The 21,995-nt window shown below is 42.3% G+C and carries 18 protein-coding genes; 11 read left to right on the top strand and 7 right to left on the bottom strand.

Annotated elements, in window-relative coordinates:
* The first annotated feature begins 191 nt into the window (after positions 1 to 191).
* Both mutM and FTV43_RS11705 read left to right on the top strand, forming a co-directional pair.
* Positions 192 to 1,052, top strand: coding sequence for a bifunctional DNA-formamidopyrimidine glycosylase/DNA-(apurinic or apyrimidinic site) lyase (gene mutM, locus FTV43_RS11710; protein ID WP_179995518.1), 861 nt, complete (start codon positions 192 to 194; stop codon positions 1,050 to 1,052).
* Positions 1,049 to 1,327: a peptidylprolyl isomerase gene (locus tag FTV43_RS11705; RefSeq protein ID WP_179995517.1), complete on the top strand. Its 279-nt coding sequence runs from the start codon at positions 1,049 to 1,051 to the stop codon at positions 1,325 to 1,327. Before mutM ends, FTV43_RS11705 begins: the two co-directional genes overlap by 4 nt.
* Before the next feature lie 153 nt (positions 1,328 to 1,480).
* On the opposite strand, the gene mscL is transcribed toward FTV43_RS11705, so the two are convergent.
* Together mscL and typA are read right to left on the bottom strand one after the other, a co-directional pair.
* Positions 1,481 to 1,915, bottom strand: coding sequence for a large conductance mechanosensitive channel protein MscL (mscL, locus tag FTV43_RS11700; RefSeq protein ID WP_179995516.1), 435 nt, complete (start codon positions 1,913 to 1,915; stop codon positions 1,481 to 1,483).
* Between the two features lie 197 nt (positions 1,916 to 2,112).
* The gene (gene typA / locus FTV43_RS11695; protein WP_179995515.1) at positions 2,113 to 3,948 is read right to left on the bottom strand and encodes a translational GTPase TypA; all 1,836 of its coding nucleotides are present in this window, start codon (positions 3,946 to 3,948) and stop codon (positions 2,113 to 2,115) included.
* A 172-nt stretch (positions 3,949 to 4,120) separates the two neighbouring features.
* Between typA and FTV43_RS11690 the strand changes: the two genes are divergently transcribed.
* The 3 genes from FTV43_RS11690 (at position 4,121) to FTV43_RS11680 (ending at position 8,054) form a co-directional block, all read left to right on the top strand.
* Positions 4,121 to 5,491 carry a uracil-xanthine permease family protein gene (locus FTV43_RS11690; RefSeq protein WP_179995514.1) on the top strand — a complete coding sequence of 457 codons (1,371 nt, stop codon included), beginning with the start codon at positions 4,121 to 4,123 and terminating at the stop codon, positions 5,489 to 5,491.
* Between the two features lie 65 nt (positions 5,492 to 5,556).
* Positions 5,557 to 6,591, top strand: a complete 1,035-nt coding sequence (locus FTV43_RS11685) for a methyltransferase (RefSeq protein WP_179995513.1) — start codon at positions 5,557 to 5,559, stop codon at positions 6,589 to 6,591.
* Positions 6,591 to 8,054, top strand: coding sequence for an amino acid permease (locus tag FTV43_RS11680; protein WP_179995512.1), 1,464 nt, complete (start codon positions 6,591 to 6,593; stop codon positions 8,052 to 8,054). The genes FTV43_RS11685 and FTV43_RS11680 overlap by 1 nt, the downstream gene beginning before the upstream one ends.
* 413 nt (positions 8,055 to 8,467) lie before the next feature.
* On the opposite strand, the gene omp38 is transcribed toward FTV43_RS11680, so the two are convergent.
* The gene (gene omp38 / locus FTV43_RS11675) at positions 8,468 to 9,508 is read right to left on the bottom strand and encodes an outer membrane protein Omp38 (protein ID WP_154321014.1); all 1,041 of its coding nucleotides are present in this window, start codon (positions 9,506 to 9,508) and stop codon (positions 8,468 to 8,470) included.
* Positions 9,509 to 9,883: 375 nt separating this feature from the next.
* Between omp38 and FTV43_RS11670 the strand changes: the two genes are divergently transcribed.
* Positions 9,884 to 10,402 carry a GspH/FimT family pseudopilin gene (locus tag FTV43_RS11670; RefSeq protein WP_178319468.1) on the top strand — a complete coding sequence of 173 codons (519 nt, stop codon included), beginning with the start codon at positions 9,884 to 9,886 and terminating at the stop codon, positions 10,400 to 10,402.
* 128 nt (positions 10,403 to 10,530) lie between these two features.
* Entirely contained in the window at positions 10,531 to 11,706 is a 1,176-nt protein-coding gene (locus tag FTV43_RS11665; RefSeq protein WP_178319467.1) for an acetyl-CoA C-acyltransferase, read from the top strand.
* Positions 11,707 to 11,837: 131 nt separating this feature from the next.
* On the opposite strand, the gene FTV43_RS11660 is transcribed toward FTV43_RS11665, so the two are convergent.
* The 4 genes from FTV43_RS11660 to FTV43_RS11645 form a co-directional block, all read right to left on the bottom strand.
* Positions 11,838 to 12,824, bottom strand: coding sequence for a diaminopimelate dehydrogenase (locus FTV43_RS11660; protein WP_004972441.1), 987 nt, complete (start codon positions 12,822 to 12,824; stop codon positions 11,838 to 11,840).
* 307 nt (positions 12,825 to 13,131) lie between these two features.
* Complete coding sequence (locus FTV43_RS11655) at positions 13,132 to 13,617, bottom strand: DUF934 domain-containing protein (protein WP_179990555.1); 486 nt, start codon at positions 13,615 to 13,617, stop codon at positions 13,132 to 13,134.
* Positions 13,610 to 15,253, bottom strand: coding sequence for a nitrite/sulfite reductase (locus tag FTV43_RS11650; RefSeq protein ID WP_004972445.1), 1,644 nt, complete (start codon positions 15,251 to 15,253; stop codon positions 13,610 to 13,612). The genes FTV43_RS11655 and FTV43_RS11650 overlap by 8 nt, the downstream gene beginning before the upstream one ends.
* 237 nt (positions 15,254 to 15,490) lie before the next feature.
* A complete protein-coding gene (locus FTV43_RS11645) occupies positions 15,491 to 16,651 on the bottom strand; it encodes a CaiB/BaiF CoA-transferase family protein (RefSeq protein WP_178319464.1) in 1,161 nt (386 codons plus the stop codon).
* 210 nt (positions 16,652 to 16,861) lie between these two features.
* Here FTV43_RS11645 and FTV43_RS11640 point away from each other — a divergent pair, with 210 nt between their 5' ends.
* The 4 genes from FTV43_RS11640 (at position 16,862) to FTV43_RS11625 (ending at position 21,958) form a co-directional block, all read left to right on the top strand.
* Positions 16,862 to 17,872, top strand: a complete 1,011-nt coding sequence (locus FTV43_RS11640) for an AraC family transcriptional regulator (protein ID WP_004972448.1) — start codon at positions 16,862 to 16,864, stop codon at positions 17,870 to 17,872.
* Positions 17,873 to 18,101: 229 nt separating this feature from the next.
* Complete coding sequence (locus FTV43_RS11635) at positions 18,102 to 19,307, top strand: acetyl-CoA C-acetyltransferase (RefSeq protein ID WP_179995511.1); 1,206 nt, start codon at positions 18,102 to 18,104, stop codon at positions 19,305 to 19,307.
* Positions 19,308 to 19,318: 11 nt separating this feature from the next.
* A complete protein-coding gene (locus FTV43_RS11630) occupies positions 19,319 to 21,454 on the top strand; it encodes a 3-hydroxyacyl-CoA dehydrogenase NAD-binding domain-containing protein (RefSeq protein ID WP_179995510.1) in 2,136 nt (711 codons plus the stop codon).
* Between the two features lie 171 nt (positions 21,455 to 21,625).
* Positions 21,626 to 21,958, top strand: coding sequence for a hypothetical protein (locus FTV43_RS11625; protein WP_179995509.1), 333 nt, complete (start codon positions 21,626 to 21,628; stop codon positions 21,956 to 21,958).
* Positions 21,959 to 21,995 lie beyond the last annotated feature (37 nt).

The raw sequence follows: 21,995 nt of genomic DNA, 5'->3' as shown, positions 1-21,995 counted from the left end.
TTATAACGTGTTGTATGGTTTTTGCAAAGCATGCTTTTGTTTTACACAGAATAATTTTGCGACAGCACACTATGGCTTGTATTCTATGGCTTGCATTCTATGGCTTGCATTCTATGGATAATGCCCAATATTAAGCGCACTACTGTATGTCCTTGCCTGCTTAATTTCTACAAGCGGATTGAATTTGTACCATGCCAGAATTACCAGAAGTTGAAACTACCAAAACTAGTCTATTGCCGCTACTTGATCAAAAAGTCCTGAATGTAGAAGTACGTCAAGCCAATTTACGCTGGCCCATTCCAGAAAACCTACATAAACTCACAGGACAAAAATTACTGCAATTGACCCGCAGATCCAAATACATTCTGGCGCAATTTGAACAGGACAGCATGTTGTGGCATTTAGGCATGTCGGGCAGTTTTCGTCTTTGCGATGCGCAGGAAGATTTACGCAAACACGACCATTTGATTATTCAGTTTGAAGATATACAATTGCGCTACCACGACCCACGTCGCTTTGGCTGTATTTTATGGCTAAATGAAAGCTCTCAACGCAAACTGATAGATCCACTTGGCCCTGAGCCGTTGAGTGATGCCTTTAACCCCGACTATCTTGCACAGAAGCTCAAAAACAAAAATGTTGGCATCAAAGTTGCAATTATGGATAACCATGTCGTGGTGGGTGTGGGCAATATTTATGCCACGGAAAGTCTGTTTAATTTAGGTATTCACCCTGCACAACCTGCATCATCACTCAGTTTGAAACAGATTGAAAAACTAGTGCTCGAAATCAAACGCATTTTAAAACAAGCGATTGATTTAGGCGGTTCGACCTTACGTGATTACAGCAATGCGATGGGCGAAAATGGCTATTTCCAACAAACCTTGTTGGCGTATGGACGTGCAGGTGAAATGTGTGTGAACTGTGAAACCACACTAGAAAATTTAAAACTGGGCCAACGTGCCTCGGTATTTTGTCCTGAATGTCAGCCTTTGAAAAAAGTACCTACCGCGACCAAAGCTGCAACAAGCAAACGAGGTAAATCAATATGAGAACCGCAATTGTGCGTCATATCTTAGTGAAAGATAAAGAAACCTGTGAGCAACTGAAAAAGCGGATTCAATCGGGTGCTGATTTTGCCAAAATTGCCAAACAATTTTCGACCTGCCCTTCTGGTAAAAAAGGGGGTGAATTGGGTGAGGTCAAAAAAGGACAACTGGTACCTGTGATTGATAAGTTGGTGTTTACCGCAGCAGAGCGCGTACTACATGGTCCTGTGAAAAGCCAGTTTGGTTTTCATTTGGTAGAAATCAAGTTTCGGATGTGATTTATAATTTCCAAAGTTCCCCCTCCTTTCAGGATATGAGCAGCACTGCTGCGCAAGGGAGAGGTTTATCTCTCTAGCCCTCTCCTTATGGGAAAGAGTGAAAAAAACGGCGCATATTGCGCCGTTTTGTTTGATTTTCTCGTGTACTAAAAATTATTGACGTTTTTTCAATTCATCACGAATTTCACGTAATAATTCAATATCTTCTGGAGTTGCTGCTGGTTCTGGCGCTGCTTCTTCTTGTTTACGGCGCATACGATTAATCATTTTCACCATTAAGAACACCACCCATGCCAAAATAATGAAGTTAATTAAAATCGTAAGGAAGTTACCATAGGTCAGGACATTTACACCTGCTTTGGTTAACTCATCTAAAGACTGTAAATTGTTTGGGTTATCGCCCAAAACAAAGAACTTTTGTGTGAAATCCACACCACCGCCAGTGATCACAGTAATCAATGGCATGATGATATCTTTCACTAATGAGTCAACAATTTTACCAAACGCGCCACCAATGATTACACCAACCGCCAAATCCATCATATTGCCTTTAATGGCAAACTCTTTAAATTCTTGAATAATACTCATACAGCTCTCCAGTATTTTTATGAGTTAATTTTGTGACGCAGTATACATTATATTATGTTACAAATTGAGTTTGTATTTATAGCATTATGTAATTTTACACTTTGGTCAAGATTGATTTTGTGTTCAAAAATAATCGCCTAATTGGCATAAAAAAACCGCTAAACGTATTTAGCGGTTTTTTGAATCACGATATTCTATTATTTATCGCGGTTACGTTTACGTTCGTTTTCAGTCAACCAACGCTTACGAATACGAATTGATTTTGGTGTTACTTCAACCAGCTCATCGTCTTCAATAAATTCAAGTGCTTGCTCAAGCGTGAATTCAATTGCAGGCACTAGTGTCAACGCATCATCCGTACCAGAAGCACGTACGTTAGTTAACTGTTTCGCTTTGGTTGGGTTAACCACCATGTCGTCTGAACGAGAGTTAATCCCGACGATCATACCTTCGTAAACTTCTAACTGAGGTTTAGCGAATAAACGACCACGGTCTTGTAAGCTGAACAATGCATAGCCCAAGCACGTACCTTGAACCATAGAAATCAACACACCGTTTTGACGTTTGGCAACTTGACCTGCTTTCATTGGGCCATAGTGTGAGAAGCTTGACGTCATGATACCCGTACCAGAAGTCATGGTCATGAATTCAGAACGGAAACCAATTAAACCACGTGAAGGCACAGTGGCTTCAATACGGATACGACCTTTACCGTCTACTTCCATATTGGTCATCTCACCTTTACGGTTACCCATTTGTTCCATCACAGCGCCTTGGTGCTGTTCTTCTACGTCAAAAGTCACGTTTTCGTATGGTTCTTGCATTTCGCCATCAATCTCTTTCAAGATGACTTGCGGACGAGATACACCCATTTCGAAGCCTTCACGGCGCATGTTTTCAATCAATACAGAAAGGTGAAGCTCACCACGACCAGATACTTTGAAACGGTCTGGACTGTCAGTATCTTCTACACGAAGTGCAACGTTATGAATCAATTCACGGTCAAGACGTTCACGGATGTTACGTGAAGTCACAAACTTACCTTCTTTACCCGCAAAAGGTGAGTTGTTAACTTGGAAAGTCATCGATACGGTTGGTTCGTCTACAGAAAGCGGCGGTAAAGCTTCTACATTTTTCGGATCACAAATCGTGTCAGAAATATGTAATTCGTCCATGCCTGTTACACAAACGATGTCACCTGCAGATGCAGATTCGATGTCGATACGCTCTAAACCGTGGTAACCCATGATTTTTAAGATACGACCGTTACGTGTTTTGCCTTCTTGGTCAATCACGGTTACAGGTGTGTTCAATTTTACTGAACCACGTTGAATACGACCCACACCAATCACACCCACGAAACTATTATAGTCAAGTGAAGAGACTTGCATTTGGAATGGACCATCAACATCAACTGCTGGTGGCTCGACGATATCTACAATTGTTTGGAATAACGGCGTCATATCTTCCGCTAATTCGTCTGGCGCAGGACCAGCAACACCACGTAAGCCTGATGCATATACGATTGGGAAGTCTAATTGGTCATCGGTTGCACCCAAGTTATCAAACAAGTCAAATACTTGATCAATAACCCAGTCTGGACGCGCGTTTGGCTTGTCTACTTTGTTGATGATCACGATTGGCTTCAAACCACGTGCGAACGCTTTTTGCGTTACGAAACGTGTTTGTGGCATTGGGCCTTCTTGTGAGTCAACCAAAAGAAGTACGCAATCCACCATCGACATTACACGTTCAACTTCGCCACCGAAGTCGGCGTGTCCCGGGGTGTCCACAATGTTAATGCGGTATTCAGTATCAGTACGTTTGTCTAACCATTTGATTGCAGTGTTTTTTGCAAGAATGGTAATACCACGTTCACTTTCAATAGCGCCTGAATCCATGACACGCTCAATCTCGCCCGCTCGTTCACCGAGTGCGCCCGATTGTTGTAAAAGTTTATCCACAAGAGTTGTTTTTCCGTGGTCAACGTGCGCAATAATTGCGATGTTGCGGAGAGTTTTAATATCAGACATTTAAATTCAATACGCTATAAATTTGAGGGCAAATTATACAGAAAAATACTAAAGTTTTATAGTGACACTTTATTGACACACACAATTTTTTTTGATGAGTGGCGTGCTTTGGGTTTTGTAATGCTGTGTAACTCGATTAGAATAGCGCCACTTTTGCAATTTTTTATGACTCATGTCTGATTTAAACCACTCTCCCCACCCAAAAGACCAGCTCGATTTGGTCTATGGTCTGAATGACCGTCCAAAACCATTCATCGCTTTTTTAGCAGCTTTTCAGCATTTACTGGCAATTATTGTTCCAATTGTCACACCAGGTCTCTTAATTTGCTTGGCTTTAGGTGTTTCCAAACAAGATACCAACATGATCTTGTCAATGTCTTTGGTCATTTCAGGCATTGCAACCTTTTTACAATGTAAAAAAGTCGGCCCTTTTGGTGCAGGTTTGCTCATTGTGCAAGGCACCAGTTTTAACTTTATTGGCCCAATCATTGGTATTGGCTCTGCTATGGTCGCCGCAGGCACACCTGTTGAATCCGTCATGGCGGCAATTTTTGGCGTGGTCATTGCAGGTTCGTTTATTGAAATGGGCGTATCGCAAATTTTACCGTGGGTCAAAAAGCTGATTACCCCATTGGTCACTGGTATTGTGGTACTTCTCATTGGTTTGACCTTAATTAAAGAAGGTTTAATCAGTATGGGCGGTGGCTACCAAGCCATGAGCAATAATACCTTTGCCAATACCGACAACCTGATTATGTCGTGTACCGTCTTGGCAATTATTATTATTTTGAACCGCATCAATATCACGTGGATTAAAAGCTCTGCCATTTTAATTGCCTTGGTGATTGGTTATGCAATGGCAGGCATGATGGGTCATCTCGACTTTTCAGGTCTGAAAGATGCCCCTCTGGTACAAGTGCCGACTCCGATGCATTTTGGACTGGATTTCTCTTGGAGCTTATTCATTCCATTGGCATTTATTTATTTGGTGACGTCATTAGAAGCCATTGGTGATATTACCGCGACCTCTAAACTCTCCAATCAACCTGTCGATGGCCCACAATGGATGCAACGCATTAAAGGCGGTGTATTGGTAAATGGCGCTAACTCATTCTTGGCAGGGATTTTCAACACCTTTCCAAGTTCGGTATTTGCCCAAAACAATGGCGTGATTCAACTCACAGGTGTTGCTAGCCGTTATGTAGGAATTTGGATTGCAGCACTGCTGATTATTTTAGGTCTACTCCCTGCAGTTGCAGGCGTGATTCAGGCAGTACCTCAAGCAGTTCTAGGTGGTGCTGTAATGGTGATGTTTGGTGCCGTTGCCGCTTCAGGTATCAACATTCTTTCAGGGGTACAGCTAGATCGTCGTGCCTTACTGATTATTGCAATTTCTCTTGGCTTAGGCTTAGGTGTTGCACAAGTGCCACAAATTTTGGAACACTTACCTGAATTATTCCGTAATATTTTCAGTTCAGGCGTTGCAACAGGTGGTATTGCTGCACTGATTCTGAATATCGTACTTCCTGAAAGTAAAAAATAATTGCATGTCCAAAAAACACTGTCCGAGCTGAACTTGGACAGTGTTTTTATATTGGAGAGAGAACCATGAATCCCCAAAGCGAAGTTTTACTCAGACAATACGACTATTTGTCGGGTCGTGTTCTACTGATCAATGCCCCTACCGATCAACTCCTCGCAGAATTGGGTGACTCAATCCAAGCCTCTGTCTGGACATGGAATTTCAACGACTATCAATACTTTCAAAATCAGCAGGCTCAAGTGCATTTTGGTGCAGAGTTTCCTGCTGCTGAGTTTGATCAAGCAGTTATTTTCGTACCCAAATCCAAAGAGTTACTCAACTATTTGATTCACAATGTTGCGGCCCAACTCAAAGTGGGCAGTAGCATATTTTTGGTGGGTGAAAAGAAAGGCGGCGTTGAGCGCGCAGCCAAACAGTTACAGCCTTATGGCAAAATGCTCAAACTTGATAGCGCACGCCATTGCCAACTTTGGCAGTTAATTTTAGAACACAATGTTCAAGCTAAAGCTCTATGTGACTGGGCACAACGCTATAACATCAGCACACCAAAAGGTGACTTACAAATTTGTGCGCTACCAGGCGTATTTAGCCAAAAGCATTTAGATGTCGGTACTGCCGTGCTCTTGCCTTATTTAAGTCAGGTGACGTCTGGAAAAATTGCAGATTTTGGCTGTGGTGCTGGGGTCATCAGTGCTTATTTAGCGAAGTTAAACCCTGAAAACCGAATTTTTGCGCTCGATGTCGATGCTTTTGCTTTAGCATCTACACAAATGACGTTTGAACAGAATAAGCTCAATCCACAACAACTCGAAATTCAAGCCGTGACAGGCATTCAGGATGCCCCACTGTTTTTACATGCCATTGTCAGCAATCCCCCATTTCATCAAGGCATTCACACACATTACGATGCTAGTGAAAATCTATGTAAAACTTCACGTCGTCACCTAAAATCGGGTGGTGAACTTTGGATTGTAGCCAACCGCTTTTTGAATTACCCGCTATTAATTGAACAAAGTTTTGGTCAATGCACAATCAAGGCAGATCAACAAGGCTTTAAAGTACTGTTTGCCAGTACACAAAAAAATACGAAGGATGCATGATGAGCGAAACTCAAAACAATCGACAGTTACAGCGTAAACTCGGTGCACGTCATTTAAACATGATTGCCATTGGTGGCTCGATTGGTACAGGTTTGTTCCTTGCCTCGGGTGCAACCATCGCTAATGCAGGCCCAGGCGGTGCATTACTGGCCTATGCACTCATTGGTGTGATGATTTATTTCTTGATGACCAGTCTAGGCGAACTTGCAACGCATAATCCAACTTCAGGCGCGTTCTTTACCTATGGCAGTAAATATGTCGAAGGTGGTTTCGGTTTTGCGCTAGGCTGGAACTATTGGTACAACTGGGCCATTACGGTTGCATTTGAATTAGTAGCGGTACAATTCATTATGAAATTCTGGTTTCCAGATATTCCTGGTTTCAATTGGAGTGCGTTATTTCTAGCGGTTGTATTTGGAATTAATGCATTAACCGTAAAAGGATTTGGTGAATCAGAGTTTTTCTTCTCGCTGGTCAAAGTCCTTGCGATTGTCGCCTTCATCATCATTGGTATATTCATGATTGTAAAAATCATGCTGACTCCAGATGTCGCTACTTTCGCCAATTGGAGCAAAGGTGAAGCTCCATTTGTCGGTGGATTATCTGCCCTGATTGGTGTAGCGATGATTGCAGGATTCTCTTTCCAAGGCACCGAAATGGTCGGAGTTGCAGCGGGCGAATCTAAAAATCCCAAAAAGACCATTCCAATTGCAATTAAACAAATTTTCTGGCGCATCTTATTATTTTATATCGTCTGTATTTTCATCATCGGCACACTCATTGCCTACGATGACCCTCGTTTACTCCAAGCAGCAGCGACTGATAATATCGCCCTTTCTCCTTTTACTTTACTGTATGAACAGGCAGGTTTTGCTTTTGCAGCAAGTGTTATGAATGCAGTGATTTTAACGGCTATTTTATCTGCTGGTAACTCAGGCATGTATTCCTCTACCCGTATGCTATTTGATATGGCACGCAAAGGTAGCGCACCAAAAGCTTTTGCACGACTGGATGCACGTGGCGTACCCATGAATGCACTTTATGCCACTACCGCAATTGCAGCACTGTGCTTTTTAACCACTTTTATTGGTGAAGAACAAGTATTTAACTGGCTACTGAATATGTCAGGTATGTGTGGCTTTATTGTCTGGCTCGGTATTGCTGTATCACATTATCGTTTCCGTAAAGGCTATTTAGCACAAGGCTACCAACTGCATGATTTAGCCTACCGTGCTAAATTCTTTCCATTTGCCCCGTGGTTTGCCTTTATCCTATGTGCGATTGTGGTCTTAGGTCAGAACTACCAAGCGGTGCTTGATGGTGAATGGTTAGCGGTATTATCAACCTATATTGGGATCTTTTTATTTTTAGCGATTTGGTTAGGCTATAAATGGAAACACAAAACCAAGCTCATTGCCTATCAAGATATGGATGTACAACCTATACTTACAGATCGTGATTAAAATAGATCACCATCTGTTTCTTCATGATTAATCAAAAACAGCCAACTTCTGGCTGTTTTTTTATGCGGGATATTTAAACCAATACGGTCAAAAATTATTTTAGTTAAGATCTATTATCAAAAAAACAATGATATTCAACAATTAAGCTATTCAATTTTTTCTCTACTCAGTTGATATTCTATTCATCACTCCCTAAGTCTCTGAGGAATTCTCCTTCACAATCTGAACTTCATTAATCTTTTTATCACGTGATTGTATTTACATCACCCGTTTCTCTCAATACATGGTTAGCATGCTGCATCTTATCTTAAGACAATGTAAATCCAGATGATTTTCCCTTGTGTTTTCAACACACAAACTGAATAGACATAAAAAACGACTCCGAAGAGTCGTTTTTTACAACTTAACTCAAATTATTGAGCTTGTTGTTCAACAGTCACTGTACGGCTGCCAGTGATCGTCGCGAATACACGACGGTTCATAGCACGACCTTCTTTAGTGTTGTTGTCAGCAATCGGTTGATCCCAAGCGAAACCTTGAGTAGACAAACGAGCTGGATCTACATTGTATTCATTTACAAGTGAAGATTTAACAGAGTTCGCACGAGCTAAAGATAAACGTTCGTTCAATGCACGTGGACCAGTGTTGTCAGTGTGACCTTCGATGCGAGCAGTAGCGTTTGGATATTCAACTAACTTCTCAGCAACTTTAGCGATTTCTGGCTTGTACTGATCTTTGATGTTTGATTTGTTAGTATCAAAGAACACACGAAGTTCCATGTTCAGGTCTTCAGTCAACTCTTGTGGAGCTGGTTGAACTGGAGCAACTGTTTCAACTGGAGCAACTTCTACTACAGGAGCAGCTGGCTTCAAGTGACCACCAAGAACAACGTTAAGACCAGCTAAAGCTGTGTAGTTCCAGAATTGCTCATCAAAGTGGTAAGTACCACGTGCTTCAGTACGAAGAGATAAAGCATCGTTCAAACGGAAGAACGCACCAACACCAGCATTACCTAAAGTACCTTCTTCACCATCACGGATATAACCTACACCATTAGCGCCTTCTACGTCATATTTATAGTGACCAGCACCTAACAATACGTATGGCTTGATTTTGCTGTCGTAGTTTTTAGTGATTAGATCAGAAGTCGCATAGAAGTTACCTGCGATATTTTGACCCTTGTATTCACCACCGTTGCTAGCATCACCTTTGATTTGGCTATATTCAGCTTCAAAACCTAACCAAGGAGTAAGCTCAACACCAAGTGCTGCACCAACGAACAGGTCATCATCAAGCTCTACGCTACTTGTTAAACTACCATCATTACCACCATTGTTATGCTGTGTATCAAACATAGTATAACCAAGCATTAATGGGGTAACAGTTACGCCCGCGTTTGCAGCAGCTAAAGGAGCAGCTACGAGCATTGCTAATGCAATACGACTCATTTTCATGGATTTATCCTCCAGAGATAACAATTGTTGTTCAAGCTCAAGCTTAAATTTTCGACTACCCTGAGATAGGCTTTCTTATACCCCAGTATTATTTTTAAGCTAGTCACATTGAATCATACAAACACTTTTTTACTTTTCCAAGTGCTTGATAATTTTAATCAAGTAAATTATTGACAAAATTACTTACAATTTCCGTTGTAATTCGGTAACTTTCTACTCAATTATTTGGTGCGAATAGCCTATCTTTCTTGCGGTTTATTCTAACACTTTCACGAAAAGTTGTTTAGTAATTATTATACAACACATAAAGTGCTATAAAACAACAAATTACTCAAATTAATCATAAAAAAACATAACAATAACAGGTATAGACTTATGTCGAATATAAGCAAAAATGGCTTCACGCTGTTTGAATTGATCGTCACGTTAGCGATTAGTGCGATTTTAATCATGGTTGCCCTGCCCTATTTTCATCAGCTGATGGCAGAACAAGAACTCAAACGAATTCAGTACTCATTGCTGTCTAGCCTAAAAATAGCACGCTCCCATGCCCTCACCCACCACAGCAATGTGGTGATTTGTCCTACGCAAAACTTTGTTCAATGTAGCAAGCAAAACTGGAATACTGGATTTTTGATCTTTATGGATCGCGATCGGAACCGCCAAATTGATGAAAATGAATACATTATTTATACAGAAAAAACTGCACTTAAATACGGAACTCTGGATTGGCGTGGAACTTTAAACATTCCTAGTGTGACTTTTAATGCACAACAAGGACTCCCAATCGGTTCAAATGGCAGCTTTTTCTATTGTTCATCCACGGTATCGAATCACCGTTTGGTACTGAATAAAATGGGCATCACTCGAACAGAATTTACTTCAGAATGTTAACTTAGTAGTCTAAAGTTCGGTACTCGCTGTCACTTTATTCTCATGATTTTTTGCCTATACTGCTGAGGCAAGGTATCGCATACCCATACATCAGCATAACAATGCACAGAACAATTTGGAGAATATAAATGACTGATATCGTGATTGTGAATGGCGCTCGTACTGCCATGGGTGGTTTTCAGGGCAGTTTAGCCACACTGACTGCACCTGAGCTGGGTGCAGCAAGTATTCAAGCCGCAATTCAACGCGCAGGTCTGCAACCCACAGATATCGAAGAAGTCATTATGGGCTGTGTTTTGCCTGCTGGCCTAAAACAAGGTCCTGCACGTCAAGCTATGCGTCAAGCAGGTTTACCAGATTCAACAGGTGCAGTGACCATCAATAAACTGTGTGGTTCGGGCATGAAAGCTGTCATGCAAGCTGCCGATGCAATTAAAGCAGGTTCTGCCTCCATCATTGTTGCAGGTGGCATGGAGTCGATGAGTAATGCACCTTATATTCTGACTAAAGCACGTGCAGGTTACCGCATGGGACACGGTGAGGTGAAAGATCACATGTTCTTAGATGGCTTAGAAGATGCAGAAACAGGGCGTTTAATGGGCTCATTCGCACAAGATATGGCCAATAGCAAAGGCTATACCCGTGAACAAATGGATGATTTTGCGATTCGCTCTCTCAAACGCGCGCAAACTGCCGTAAATGAAGGCTATTTTGTCGATGAAATTGTGCCTGTACATGTTTCAACACGTAAAGGTGACGTGGTTGTCGATAAAGACGAACAACCGTTTAATGCCAATATTGAAAAAATCCCAACCCTTCGTCCAGCTTTTGCCAAAGATGGCACGATTACCGCAGCCAATGCCAGCTCAATTTCAGATGGTGCTTCAGCCTTAGTCCTAACGTCTGCAGAAAATGCAGCAAATAAAGGTTTACAACCATTAGCAAAAATTGTGGCTTATGCCACCAATTCACAACACCCATCTGAGTTCACCATCGCCCCTGTTGCTGCAATTCAAAAAGTATTGGATAAAGCGGGTTGGCAAGTTGCAGATGTAGATTTATGGGAAATTAATGAAGCTTTTGCCATGGTCACCATGTGCCCAATGGATGAATTCAAACTAGATCCTGAAAAAGTGAATATCAACGGTGGTGCCTGCGCACTTGGTCACCCTGTAGGCTCAACTGGCTCCCGCATCATTCTGACTTTAATTCATGCACTGAAACGTACAGGTGGTAAGCGTGGTGTAGCGGCTTTATGTATTGGTGGCGGCGAAGCAACTGCGGTCGCGATTGAATTACTTTAAGTGCCTTACAACCCCTATTTCGTAAAGAGGGATTGAGGTAGATTGAATAAAGTCATTCCCTAACCCTTCTTTATTCAAAAAGTAAAAAGACGAATCATTGATTCGTCTTTTTGCTTATAGCTTTAAAAAGTTTAGAGCAATTCTGCACGCAACTGTTCAGGCGATTTCATTGACAATAAACCTGGCGCAACATCATAAGCAGTTTTTGCACCATATTGCTGCATTTGGTTTAAACGATAGCAAGCACGTGCATAAGCCACCAAAATACTCGCGGTAAACTCAGGATTGCTGTCTAACTTCAATGAGAACTCAAGCACTTGTTTTTGTTCATCGCTGGTATTACCACTGCGAATGACAAAACCACCATGTGGCATGCGTTGGTGATCTTTGGCTAAAGTCGCTTCATCAATGAAATTTACGGTTGTGTTGTAGTCAGCGAAATAATCTGGCATGGTCACAATCGCTTGCTCTACCGCAGCAGCATCGGCACCTTCTGCAAGTACGACATAACATTCACGAGTATGTTTATCTTTGGTGCTTAATACAGGACGCGCACCGCTACGCACTTGTTCAATGGCATCATTCGATGGAATGGTATATTGCACACCTGCTTTTACACCATCAACACGACGAATGGCATCTGAGTGACCCTGACTTAAACCTTTACCCCAAAAAGTATAGGTTTCACCATCTGGTAACAACGCTTCACCAAATAAACGATTAATCGAGAACATGCCTGGATCCCAACCAATTGAGATGAGTGCAGTTTTCTTGTTCGCTGTCGCAGGTGCATCTACAGATGCATAATATTCAGGAATACGTGCATGCGTATCGAAACTATCGACAATATTAAATTGGCTCGCCAGTACTGGACCTTGTTGTGGCAAGTCGTCTTTTGAACCACCACATAAAATCAGCACATCAATTTTGTCTTGAAAATCTGACAATGAATCCATGTGAAACACTGCTGTTTCAGCAAAACATGGTGAAACGCTTTCAGGCGCACGACGGGTAAAAATACCCACCAATTGTAAATCTGGGTTTTTATGAATCGCCGTTTCAACACCACGACCTAAGTTGCCATAACCAGCAATACCAATACGGATAGAATTTTGCATAAAGACAAATCACTTCATCATGAAAAAATTGAAAAATAAATCAGAGGATAATCACATCAAATTATCGTCTTGATTGATTTTTGATAATGTAAAAATAACGCCTACATAAGACTGCGATGCTACATCAGCGTGCTTATACTACAGCACTTTGCGGTAAATTAAATCATTAAGAAGTGCGATAAAACAAGCCGTTTGATCATTTTAAGGCAAACAAAAAGCCTGCACATGGCAGGCTGTTTGTAAATGTGTGAACCGCGATATTTCGATAAAATCTATCTACATTTCGATGAAATCCATCATCAATATATTACGCACCTGTTTGATAATTTGGTTTTGGCACTGCGGTAGAAGCTTGATAAGGATGGGTAAAGTCCGCCAAACCTGCTGCAGCTTCTTGCACATCTTTACCTTCTTTAATCACGAAAGTATCGAAACCTGCACGTTTCATATAATTTAAGACGTCTTTAAAGACATCACCGACTGCGCGAAGTTCACCCTGAAAGCCTTGACGGCGTAACAATGCCGCAAAAGAATAACCACGGCCATCGTTAAAACCTGAAAATTCAATAAAAATTGCATCCAGTTCTGCCAATGGAAATTCATGGTTTTCAGGCGAAGCATCTACCGTTAAATATAGGGCTTTTTTACCTGAAATTTGTGCCAACTGATCAAGCTGTTCAACGCTGAGCACCACATCACCTTGCGGTAATTCTGCATCTTCAGCAATCACTTGATAAGTATTGTCTGCAATCGTGCCATCTTTTGCGAGCACAGGTAGTGCAGTATTAAGCATAAGCGCGCTCCTTAAATGGTTGAATGCCGACACGGCGATAAGTGTCGATGAAGTCTTCACCTTCACTACGCAAATCTAAGTAGGTATTTAAAATTTCTTCCACCACATCAGGAATCACTTCAGCAGCAAAAGATGGCCCTAAAATATCACCGATTGACGCATCATGGTCTGCATGCCCGCCCAAAGTGATTTGGTAGAATTCCGCGCCTTTTTTATCGACACCTAAAATCCCGATATTACCAACGTGGTGATGACCACAAGCGTTCATACAACCTGAAATATTTAAATCCAGTTTGCCAAGATTATAAATGGTATCCAAATCATCAAAACGGCGTGAAATGGCTTCTGAAATTGGAATAGATTTGGCATTGGCAAGTGAACAGAAATCACCACCCGGACAGCAAATAATATCGGTAATAAAGCCAATATGCGCGCGCGCCAAGTTATTGGCATCGAGCACTTGCCACAATGCAAACAGGTCTTTTTGTGGCACATCTACCAAAGCAATATTTTGCTCATGCGTGGTACGCAACTCACCAAAGGTATATTGATCGGCTAAATCTGCAATCAGATTCATTTCTTCTGTCGTCATGTCACCCGGTGCAACACCTGCACGTTTCAATGAAATGGTGACAATACGATAGCCTTGTACTTTGTGCGCATTGGTGTTGATGTTGAACCATTGCTTGAATTTTGGATACTGTGCAAACAGCTCGCTAAAATCTTCATCGGCATAGTTTTGATAGGCAAATGGCGTGAAGTTTTCATCCATTTTTTGCAAAGTTTCTGCATCAATTTTTAAGGTTTTCACCGTATGTGCAAATTCAGCTTCAACTTTTTCTGCAAATACTGCTGGAGTTAAGGCTTTTACCAAAATTTTGATACGTGCTTTATATTTATTGTCGCGACGACCATGCAAGTTATAAACACGTAAAATAGCTTCTAAGTAAGCAATCAAATCTTCACGTGGCAAGAACTCACGAATAAAGCTACCGATAATTGGAGTACGACCTAAGCCGCCACCAACTTTAATTTTATAGCCAATTTCGCCTGCTTCATTTTTAACAATATAGACGCCAATGTCATGAAATGCAGTCGCAGCACGGTCAATTTCTTCCAGTGCAGACACCGCAATTTTGAATTTACGTGGCAAGAAGGCAAATTCAGGGTGGAAAGTCGACCACTGACGAATTAATTCACAGGTTGGACGTGGGTCAGCAATTTCGCCCGCCACGACACCTGCATACTGGTCTGTGGTGGTATTACGAATACAGTTACCCGAAGTCTGAATTGCGTGCATTTGTACGGTTGCAAGCTCTGCCAGCATGTCAGGCACATTTTCCAGTGCAGGCCAGTTAAACTGAATATTTTGACGTGTTGATACGTGCGCATAGCCACGGTCATAGTCTTTGGCAAGCTGCGCAACTTTACGCAATTGCTTAGAGTTCATCAGACCGTAAGGCACCGCAATACGCAACATTGGCGCATAGCGTTGTACATACAAACCATTTTGCAGACGCAATGGACGATATTCATCCTCAGTCAATTTGCCTGCTAAATAACGTTCCGTTTGGTCGCGGAACTGTGCAACACGTTCATTAATCAGTTGCTGATCGAAATCAGTATATAAATACATGGCGTACAGCTAGTCATTTCTATTATCACGGCTGACAGCATAGCGAGATTCAATCTATCAACAAAATGTGTTTTTTACATATTTATTAGCGATTTTATTGATAAGCCATTGCAACATCACAGCCTGTAAGCCTTTGCCAAAATTTACAGGCTTTTTATAGAGCTATCACAAAATAGTGCATGCTTTAGCACTTTTTCTGCTATAGCATCTATTCGATCTATTATTGATTACCTGAAATTACGACTTGGCTTCATCTTCATCCTGATTTTTAGTCTGAGATGACCACTGCCCTGCGCCCAAAGCCTGCCCGATATAATCGTAACGCATTTGAGAACGTGAAAATTTAATTGGACACGCCAACTGAGTTTCAGTTTTTTCGGCATTCTGCTGAATAGGAACTTCTACTGTCCAACCGCGTTGCTGTGCCAAAGGTGAATGTAAGGCTTCATCTAAAGTGAATACAGGTTCAACGCAGACATCATATTGCGCGAATACCTGCTGCCATGTGGCAAAACTTTGTGTTTTAATTTTATCTTGAATAGCGTGTTTGACTTGCAAGCGCTCTTGCGGATCTAAAGATGCCCCTTTTTCCAAAAGTATCGGTAAGTTTAAAATCTGTGCCAAACCCTGCATAAACTGCGGCTCTAAACTACCGACTGAAAGATAACGGCCATCTGCTGTTTCATAATAGTCATAATAGGTGCCACCATTTAAGTAAGATTGCTCAGCATATTGAGGAACCTGCGCCGCCAAAACTGCTGAAGCGGCCATATTGTTTAAAGTCGCAGCGCAATCGGTCATCGAAATATCAATATACTGCCCTAAACCACTGCGCTGACGTTCTATCACTGCACTTAAAATCGCCACCAAAGCATGCAATGATCCACCTGCTACATCGGCCACTTGAATCCCGAGCGGTGGCGGCCCACCCGCTTGCCGTCCACTATGCCCCGCAATGCCAGACAAGGCTAAATAGTTGATGTCATGTCCTGCCCTTTGTTGATAATCGCCTGTTTGTCCATAACCTGTGATGGAACAATAGATCAGTCGCGGATTAATTTTTGCCAAGCTGGCATAGTCCAGCCCTAAACGCTGCATCACGCCTGGTCTAAACTGTTCCAATACAATATCGAATTCGGCAATTTTATCGTGAATAAGCTGAATACTTTCGGGGGATTTTAAATCCAAAGTAATTGACTGTTTATTCCGATTCAAATAACTGTGCGAAGTCGCTTGTCCATTGGCATAGGGCGGAAATAAACGAATTAAGTCAGGACGGGTTGCCGATTCAATATGAATCACCTCTGCACCCATATCCGCCAAATACAAACTGGCAAAAGGGCCGGGCAATAAGGTAGAAAAATCTAAAACTTTTAAACCGCTCAGTGCATGTGTCATTGTTGTGATTACTCGATTTTTACTGATTTTCCGTTTATCTTATAAACACTAAAACTGTAACACAATGTCATGTTCAGCCATTTACCTTGATCATTTCGGCAATTTATTATGTAAAATAAGTAAAATTGGTATTGTAAATTGCCAATTTCAATTTTTTAGCGTCATTTAGGTCAAGCTTACGTGAATACAAAAGAGACTGAAGGATTTAACATGAGCAGAGATACCATTAGTATCCATTTTGTAAATGCAGCGCTCACGGGTGTTAAGCGACTCGGCATGGATGTCGAAACCTTATTATCTCATGTCGGTATTGAGGCAGAACTTCTGCGCCAACCGAAAGCACGTATTTCACCTGAACAATATACTCGCTTTATTAAAATGTTGTGGATGGTGACCCAAGACGAACACGTGGGTTTTGATTCTCAGCCACGTCGTTTGGGTACATTCGCGATCATGTGCCAATTGGTAATTCACGCCAAAACACTGGGCGATGCCTTAGAACTCTCTTCGCAATTCTACAAACTGTTTGGTGATGATTGGTCGGTTACCTTAGAACGTGATAAACACGAAGCACGTTTGGTACCATCTATTCCACAAGCTATGGATCCTGATCACTTTATTACTGAAAGTATGTTGATGATTTGGCACGGCTTGGCCTCTTGGCTGATTGAACGTCGCCTGCCTTTGGAGCGCGTACATTTTGGCTATCCACGTCCTGCACATGCAGATGAATACGATGCGCTGTTCTTTGCGCCTGTCATGCAATTTGACATGCCACGCACCGAAATTACCTTTGCTGCCGACTACTTGGATTTACCAATTCGTCAAACCCAAGAAACTTTAGACGAATTCTTAAAAACCGCGCCTGCGCAATTGTTGGTGAAATTCAAAAACACCAATTCTTTAACTTCGCGTATTCGTGACGTGTTAAAGAGCCAAATTGGCGAAGAAATGCCAACCTTGAACGATGTTGCATCCATGCTGTACCTATCGCCACAAACCTTGCGTCGTCGTTTGGCAGCAGAAGGCAAAAGCTATCAAGGGGTAAAAGATGCATTACGCCGTGATGCCGCGATTCACCTATTGCTGAATCCTGAACTGACCCTTGAAGATGTCGCACAACAAGTTGGCTTTAGCGAAACCAGTACTTTCCACCGTGCTTTCAAAAAGTGGACTGGCGTCACACCTGGTTTATACCGTCAGTTGCACGGTTATCATTAATTTAGAATCGACAATTCACAATAACTCGTAATTCCAATCGATTGCCCTTGCACACCGCAAGGGCTTTTTTTATCGCTCTATTATAGTTTCAATCTTTCTGCCAAATTACTGCGTCATCCCAATTAGCAAAAAACCTCACTGACCTGTACCGTTCTCATCATTGCACTTCAAAATTTTCAGATTACACTCAAAAGCAATCATAAAGAAAACTATCGACAAAGGATTGATTATGAGCGAGGCCTACATCATTGATGCCATTCGCACTCCGCGCGGCAAAGGAAAAAAAGATGGCGCATTACACGAAGTTAAACCCATTCGCCTACTCACCACCTTATTGAATGAATTACAGCAACGACATAACTTAGACACCTCTCAAGTCGATGATATTGTTTTAGGCTGCGTTACACCTATAGGTGATCAAGGTGCAGATATTGCCAAAACTGCAGCGATTGCCGCAGGTTGGGACAATGATGTTGCAGGGGTACAAATCAATCGCTTTTGTGCTTCAGGCTTAGAAGCCGTTAATTTAGCAGCACAAAAAGTTCGTTCAGGTTGGGAAGATTTAATTGTTGCGGGTGGTGTGGAGTCTATGTCACGTGTGGCAATGGGTTCAGATGGTGGTGCTTGGGCATTCGACCCTGAAACCAATATGGCTTGTGACTTTATTCCACAAGGTATTGGCACTGACTTAATTGCCACACTCGATGGCTATAGCCGTACAGAAGTCGATCAATTTGCAGCAGCATCACAGCACAAAGCCGCAGCAGCACAAGCACAGGGACATTTCGAGCGCTCGATTGTACCTGTCAAAGATCAGGCAGGTGTGGTGATTTTGGCACAAGATGAATTTATCAAACCACAGACCACGGCTGAAAGCTTGGCTCAGCTTAAACCAAGTTTTGCAACGATGGGACAAATGGGGTTCGATGCCATCGCCCTGCAAAAATACCCTGAAGCAGGACAAGTCAATCATGTGCATCATGCAGGCAATTCATCAGGTATTGTTGATGGCGCGGCATTGGTCTTGATTGCATCGGAACAAGCGGTACAACAACACAACTTAAAACCACGCGCCAAAGTGCTTGCTACCGCACTGGTTGGCACAGACCCTGCGATCATGCTTACAGGGCCAGCACCTGCGGCACGTAAAGCCTTGGCCAAAGCAGGACTCAACATTGAAGATATTGACCTATTTGAAGTGAATGAAGCCTTTGCCGCTGTGGTGATGCGTTTTATCACGGAACTGAAAGTTGACCCTGCCAAAGTGAACGTAAATGGTGGTGCAATTGCCTTGGGGCACCCTTTAGGTGCGACAGGTGCCATGATTTTAGGCACTTTGTTGGATGAGTTGGAACGACAAGATAAAAAACGCGGCATGGCTACATTATGTGTAGGCGGTGGGATGGGAATTGCCACCATTATTGAGCGAGTATAAGGAGTATAAAAATGAGCGCAATTCACTATTATAAAAATGCCGATAACATTGTCATTCTAACCTTTGACTCACCAAATCAATCTGCCAACACCATGAATGCTGACTTTAGAGATGCATTAGCGCAAGTGGTACAAAAGTTAAAAGCAGACGAACAAGTGGCGGGAATCATTTTCGCCTCTGCGAAAAAAACCTTTTTTGCAGGCGGTGACTTAGATGAGTTGATTCAAGTACAGCCTGAGCATGCCAGCTCATTTTTTCAGATGATTGAAAACCTAAAAGCACAGCTGCGTTATATTGAAACCCGTGGTATTCCTGTGGTAGCTGCCTTAAATGGCACGGCACTCGGCGGCGGATGGGAACTTGCTCTGTGCTGTCATCATCGTATTGCAATTCGTGATGCAAAAACCAAGTTTGGTTTACCCGAAGTGACTTTAGGTTTATTGCCTGGTGGCGGTGGTATTGTGCGGATGGTACGTTTATTGGGTTTACAAACTGCCCTGCCGCTGTTGATGGAAGGCAAACAGCTGAGTGTGGAAAAAGCACAAAGTTTAGGTTTAATCCATGATCTTGCTGAAAATGAAACAGAATTACTCAGCAAAGCCCAAGACTGGATTCTTGCACATCCTCAATCACAACAAGTATTTGATGTCAAAGGCTATAAAATCCCTGGGGGAACACCATCTACACCTGCTGTCGCGCAAATGCTTTCCATTGCTCCTGCCATGCTACGCGACAAAACCAAAGGCTGTTACCCTGCGCCTGAAGCAATTTTGAGTGCAGCAGTAGAAGGTGCACAGGTTGATGTCGATACAGCCTTACGCATTGAATCTCGCTATTTTACCCAGCTCGCAACAGGTCAAATTTCTAAAAATATGATTGGCACCTTTTGGCATGGGCTGAATGCGATTAAATCGGGCAGTGGCCGTCCGCAAGGCATTGCACCGCATCAAACTCAAAAAGTCGGCATTTTAGGTGCAGGCATGATGGGCGCAGGCATTGCTTATGCCACAGCAAGCAAAGGCATTGCGGTTGTTCTTAAAGATGTATCCATCGAACAAGCTGAAAAAGGCAAAGCTTACAGTCAAAAACTATTGGATAAACAAGTATCGCAAGGTCGTATAAGTGCAGAGCGAGCAGCACAAGTTTTAGCCAATATTCATCCAACGGCACAGGCTGCCGATTTACAAGGCTGTGATTTGATTATTGAGGCGGTATTTGAAAATCCTCAACTCAAGGCGCAAGTCACACAAGAAGCCGAAGTTTTTCTGGCAGAACAAGGTGTGATGGCATCCAATACCTCAACTTTGCCAATAAGCGGGCTTGCCCAAGCGGCGCAAGATCAGCAGCGTTTTATTGGCCTGCATTTCTTTAGTCCTGTCGATAAAATGCCGTTGGTAGAAATCATTAAAGGAAAAAACACCTCTGCCGATACTTTGGCAAAAGCATATGACTTTGTGCAACACATTGGTAAAACACCGATTGTGGTCAATGACAGCCGTGGCTTTTTTACCAGTCGGGTGTTTGGCACTTTTGTGCAGGAAGGCTTGCGCTTACTGGCAGAAGGCGTACATCCTGCCAAAATTGAAATGGCAGCTTTAAAAGCAGGTATGCCTGTTGGTCCGCTTGCTATTCAGGATGAAGTGTCTTTAACCTTGTCTGAACACGTGGCGCAGGAAGCACGTAAAGCGTTACAAGCCGAAGGAAAAGATCGACCACTGTCGAATGCAAATGAAGTCACTCAAACCATGATTCATCAATTCTCACGTAAAGGCAAAGCTGCAGGTGCAGGCTTTTATGACTACCCTGAACAGGGTAAAAAACAGCTTTGGTCGGGATTAAGTCATTGGTATAAAAATACCGAAATCGCTGAACAAGAAATGATTGACCGTTTCTTATTTGTACAAGCACTGGACAGCTTACGTTGCTTGGAAGAAGGTGTTTTAGAATCTGTCATTGATGCCAATGTTGGTTCAATTTTTGGCATTGGCTTCCCTGCATGGACAGGTGGTGCTTTGCAGTTTTTAAATCAATATGGTTTAACACAGGCTTTGGCACGAGCACAGCAACTTACTGCTGAATATGGCGAGCGTTTTACCCCACCTAAAATCTTGCAAGATCGTGTTGCTGCAGGTGCTAAAAGCATTTAAAGCTAAACTTTAAATTTAAAGCAATCTGGGCGGGATATATCATCCCTCTTTTTATTTGCTCAAAATTACAATGAATATCCCTGCATAAATAGAATTTAATCCGTTTTTCATGCATTTTATGTTATAAAGTTACATAATTTTAAGATTTAGATTCAAATTGGGTAGATGCACATGACCGAACGCCTTACTCCTGAAAAATCACCTTGGGGTTGGAAAGCACTCTTTATTTTCTGTATTTTGGGTGGAATTTTCATGTTTATTTTCTGGTTAGCGGTCACGAATGAACCTGACTACATGCCTAGCCAGCAACAAAAGCAGAATACTCAGCAACACGCCTTTAAAAGTGCGCCAGCTATGTCACAAGAAGCATTGGCAAAAGCACAAGCAGATCGTGAAGCACGTGAAGCTTTGGCTGCTGAAACTGCAGATGCACACGGTATGACTGAAACAGAACATGCCAATATGCCTGAAAACCATGAGCCAGCACCCGCACATGGACATTAATATGCGCTAGCGGCTCTGTTCATACAGTTTATAAAAA

The organism is Acinetobacter sp. YH16053 (assembly GCF_013417035.1).
Classification (GTDB): Bacteria; Pseudomonadota; Gammaproteobacteria; order Pseudomonadales; family Moraxellaceae; genus Acinetobacter; species Acinetobacter towneri.
This window is presented reverse-complemented; position numbering and strand designations above follow the sequence as displayed.

Excerpts from the sequence above, each read along its gene's own strand:
- FTV43_RS11650 (WP_004972445.1), bottom strand. The coding sequence starts at position 15,253 with ATGTATTTATATACTGATTTCGATCAGCAACTGATTAATGAACGTGTT.
- typA (WP_179995515.1), bottom strand. The coding sequence starts at position 3,948 with ATGTCTGATATTAAAACTCTCCGCAACATCGCAATTATTGCGCACGTT.
- FTV43_RS11655 (WP_179990555.1), bottom strand. The coding sequence starts at position 13,617 with ATGCTTAATACTGCACTACCTGTGCTCGCAAAAGATGGCACGATTGCA.
- FTV43_RS11625 (WP_179995509.1), top strand. The coding sequence starts at position 21,626 with ATGACCGAACGCCTTACTCCTGAAAAATCACCTTGGGGTTGGAAAGCA.
- FTV43_RS11665 (WP_178319467.1), top strand. The coding sequence starts at position 10,531 with ATGACTGATATCGTGATTGTGAATGGCGCTCGTACTGCCATGGGTGGT.
- FTV43_RS11645 (WP_178319464.1), bottom strand. The coding sequence starts at position 16,651 with ATGACACATGCACTGAGCGGTTTAAAAGTTTTAGATTTTTCTACCTTA.
- FTV43_RS11680 (WP_179995512.1), top strand. The coding sequence starts at position 6,591 with ATGAGCGAAACTCAAAACAATCGACAGTTACAGCGTAAACTCGGTGCA.
- FTV43_RS11630 (WP_179995510.1), top strand. The coding sequence starts at position 19,319 with ATGAGCGCAATTCACTATTATAAAAATGCCGATAACATTGTCATTCTA.
- mutM (WP_179995518.1), top strand. The coding sequence starts at position 192 with ATGCCAGAATTACCAGAAGTTGAAACTACCAAAACTAGTCTATTGCCG.
- FTV43_RS11690 (WP_179995514.1), top strand. The coding sequence starts at position 4,121 with ATGTCTGATTTAAACCACTCTCCCCACCCAAAAGACCAGCTCGATTTG.
- FTV43_RS11685 (WP_179995513.1), top strand. The coding sequence starts at position 5,557 with ATGAATCCCCAAAGCGAAGTTTTACTCAGACAATACGACTATTTGTCG.
- FTV43_RS11660 (WP_004972441.1), bottom strand. The coding sequence starts at position 12,824 with ATGCAAAATTCTATCCGTATTGGTATTGCTGGTTATGGCAACTTAGGT.
- omp38 (WP_154321014.1), bottom strand. The coding sequence starts at position 9,508 with ATGAAAATGAGTCGTATTGCATTAGCAATGCTCGTAGCTGCTCCTTTA.
- mscL (WP_179995516.1), bottom strand. The coding sequence starts at position 1,915 with ATGAGTATTATTCAAGAATTTAAAGAGTTTGCCATTAAAGGCAATATG.
- FTV43_RS11705 (WP_179995517.1), top strand. The coding sequence starts at position 1,049 with ATGAGAACCGCAATTGTGCGTCATATCTTAGTGAAAGATAAAGAAACC.
- FTV43_RS11670 (WP_178319468.1), top strand. The coding sequence starts at position 9,884 with ATGTCGAATATAAGCAAAAATGGCTTCACGCTGTTTGAATTGATCGTC.
- FTV43_RS11635 (WP_179995511.1), top strand. The coding sequence starts at position 18,102 with ATGAGCGAGGCCTACATCATTGATGCCATTCGCACTCCGCGCGGCAAA.
- FTV43_RS11640 (WP_004972448.1), top strand. The coding sequence starts at position 16,862 with ATGAGCAGAGATACCATTAGTATCCATTTTGTAAATGCAGCGCTCACG.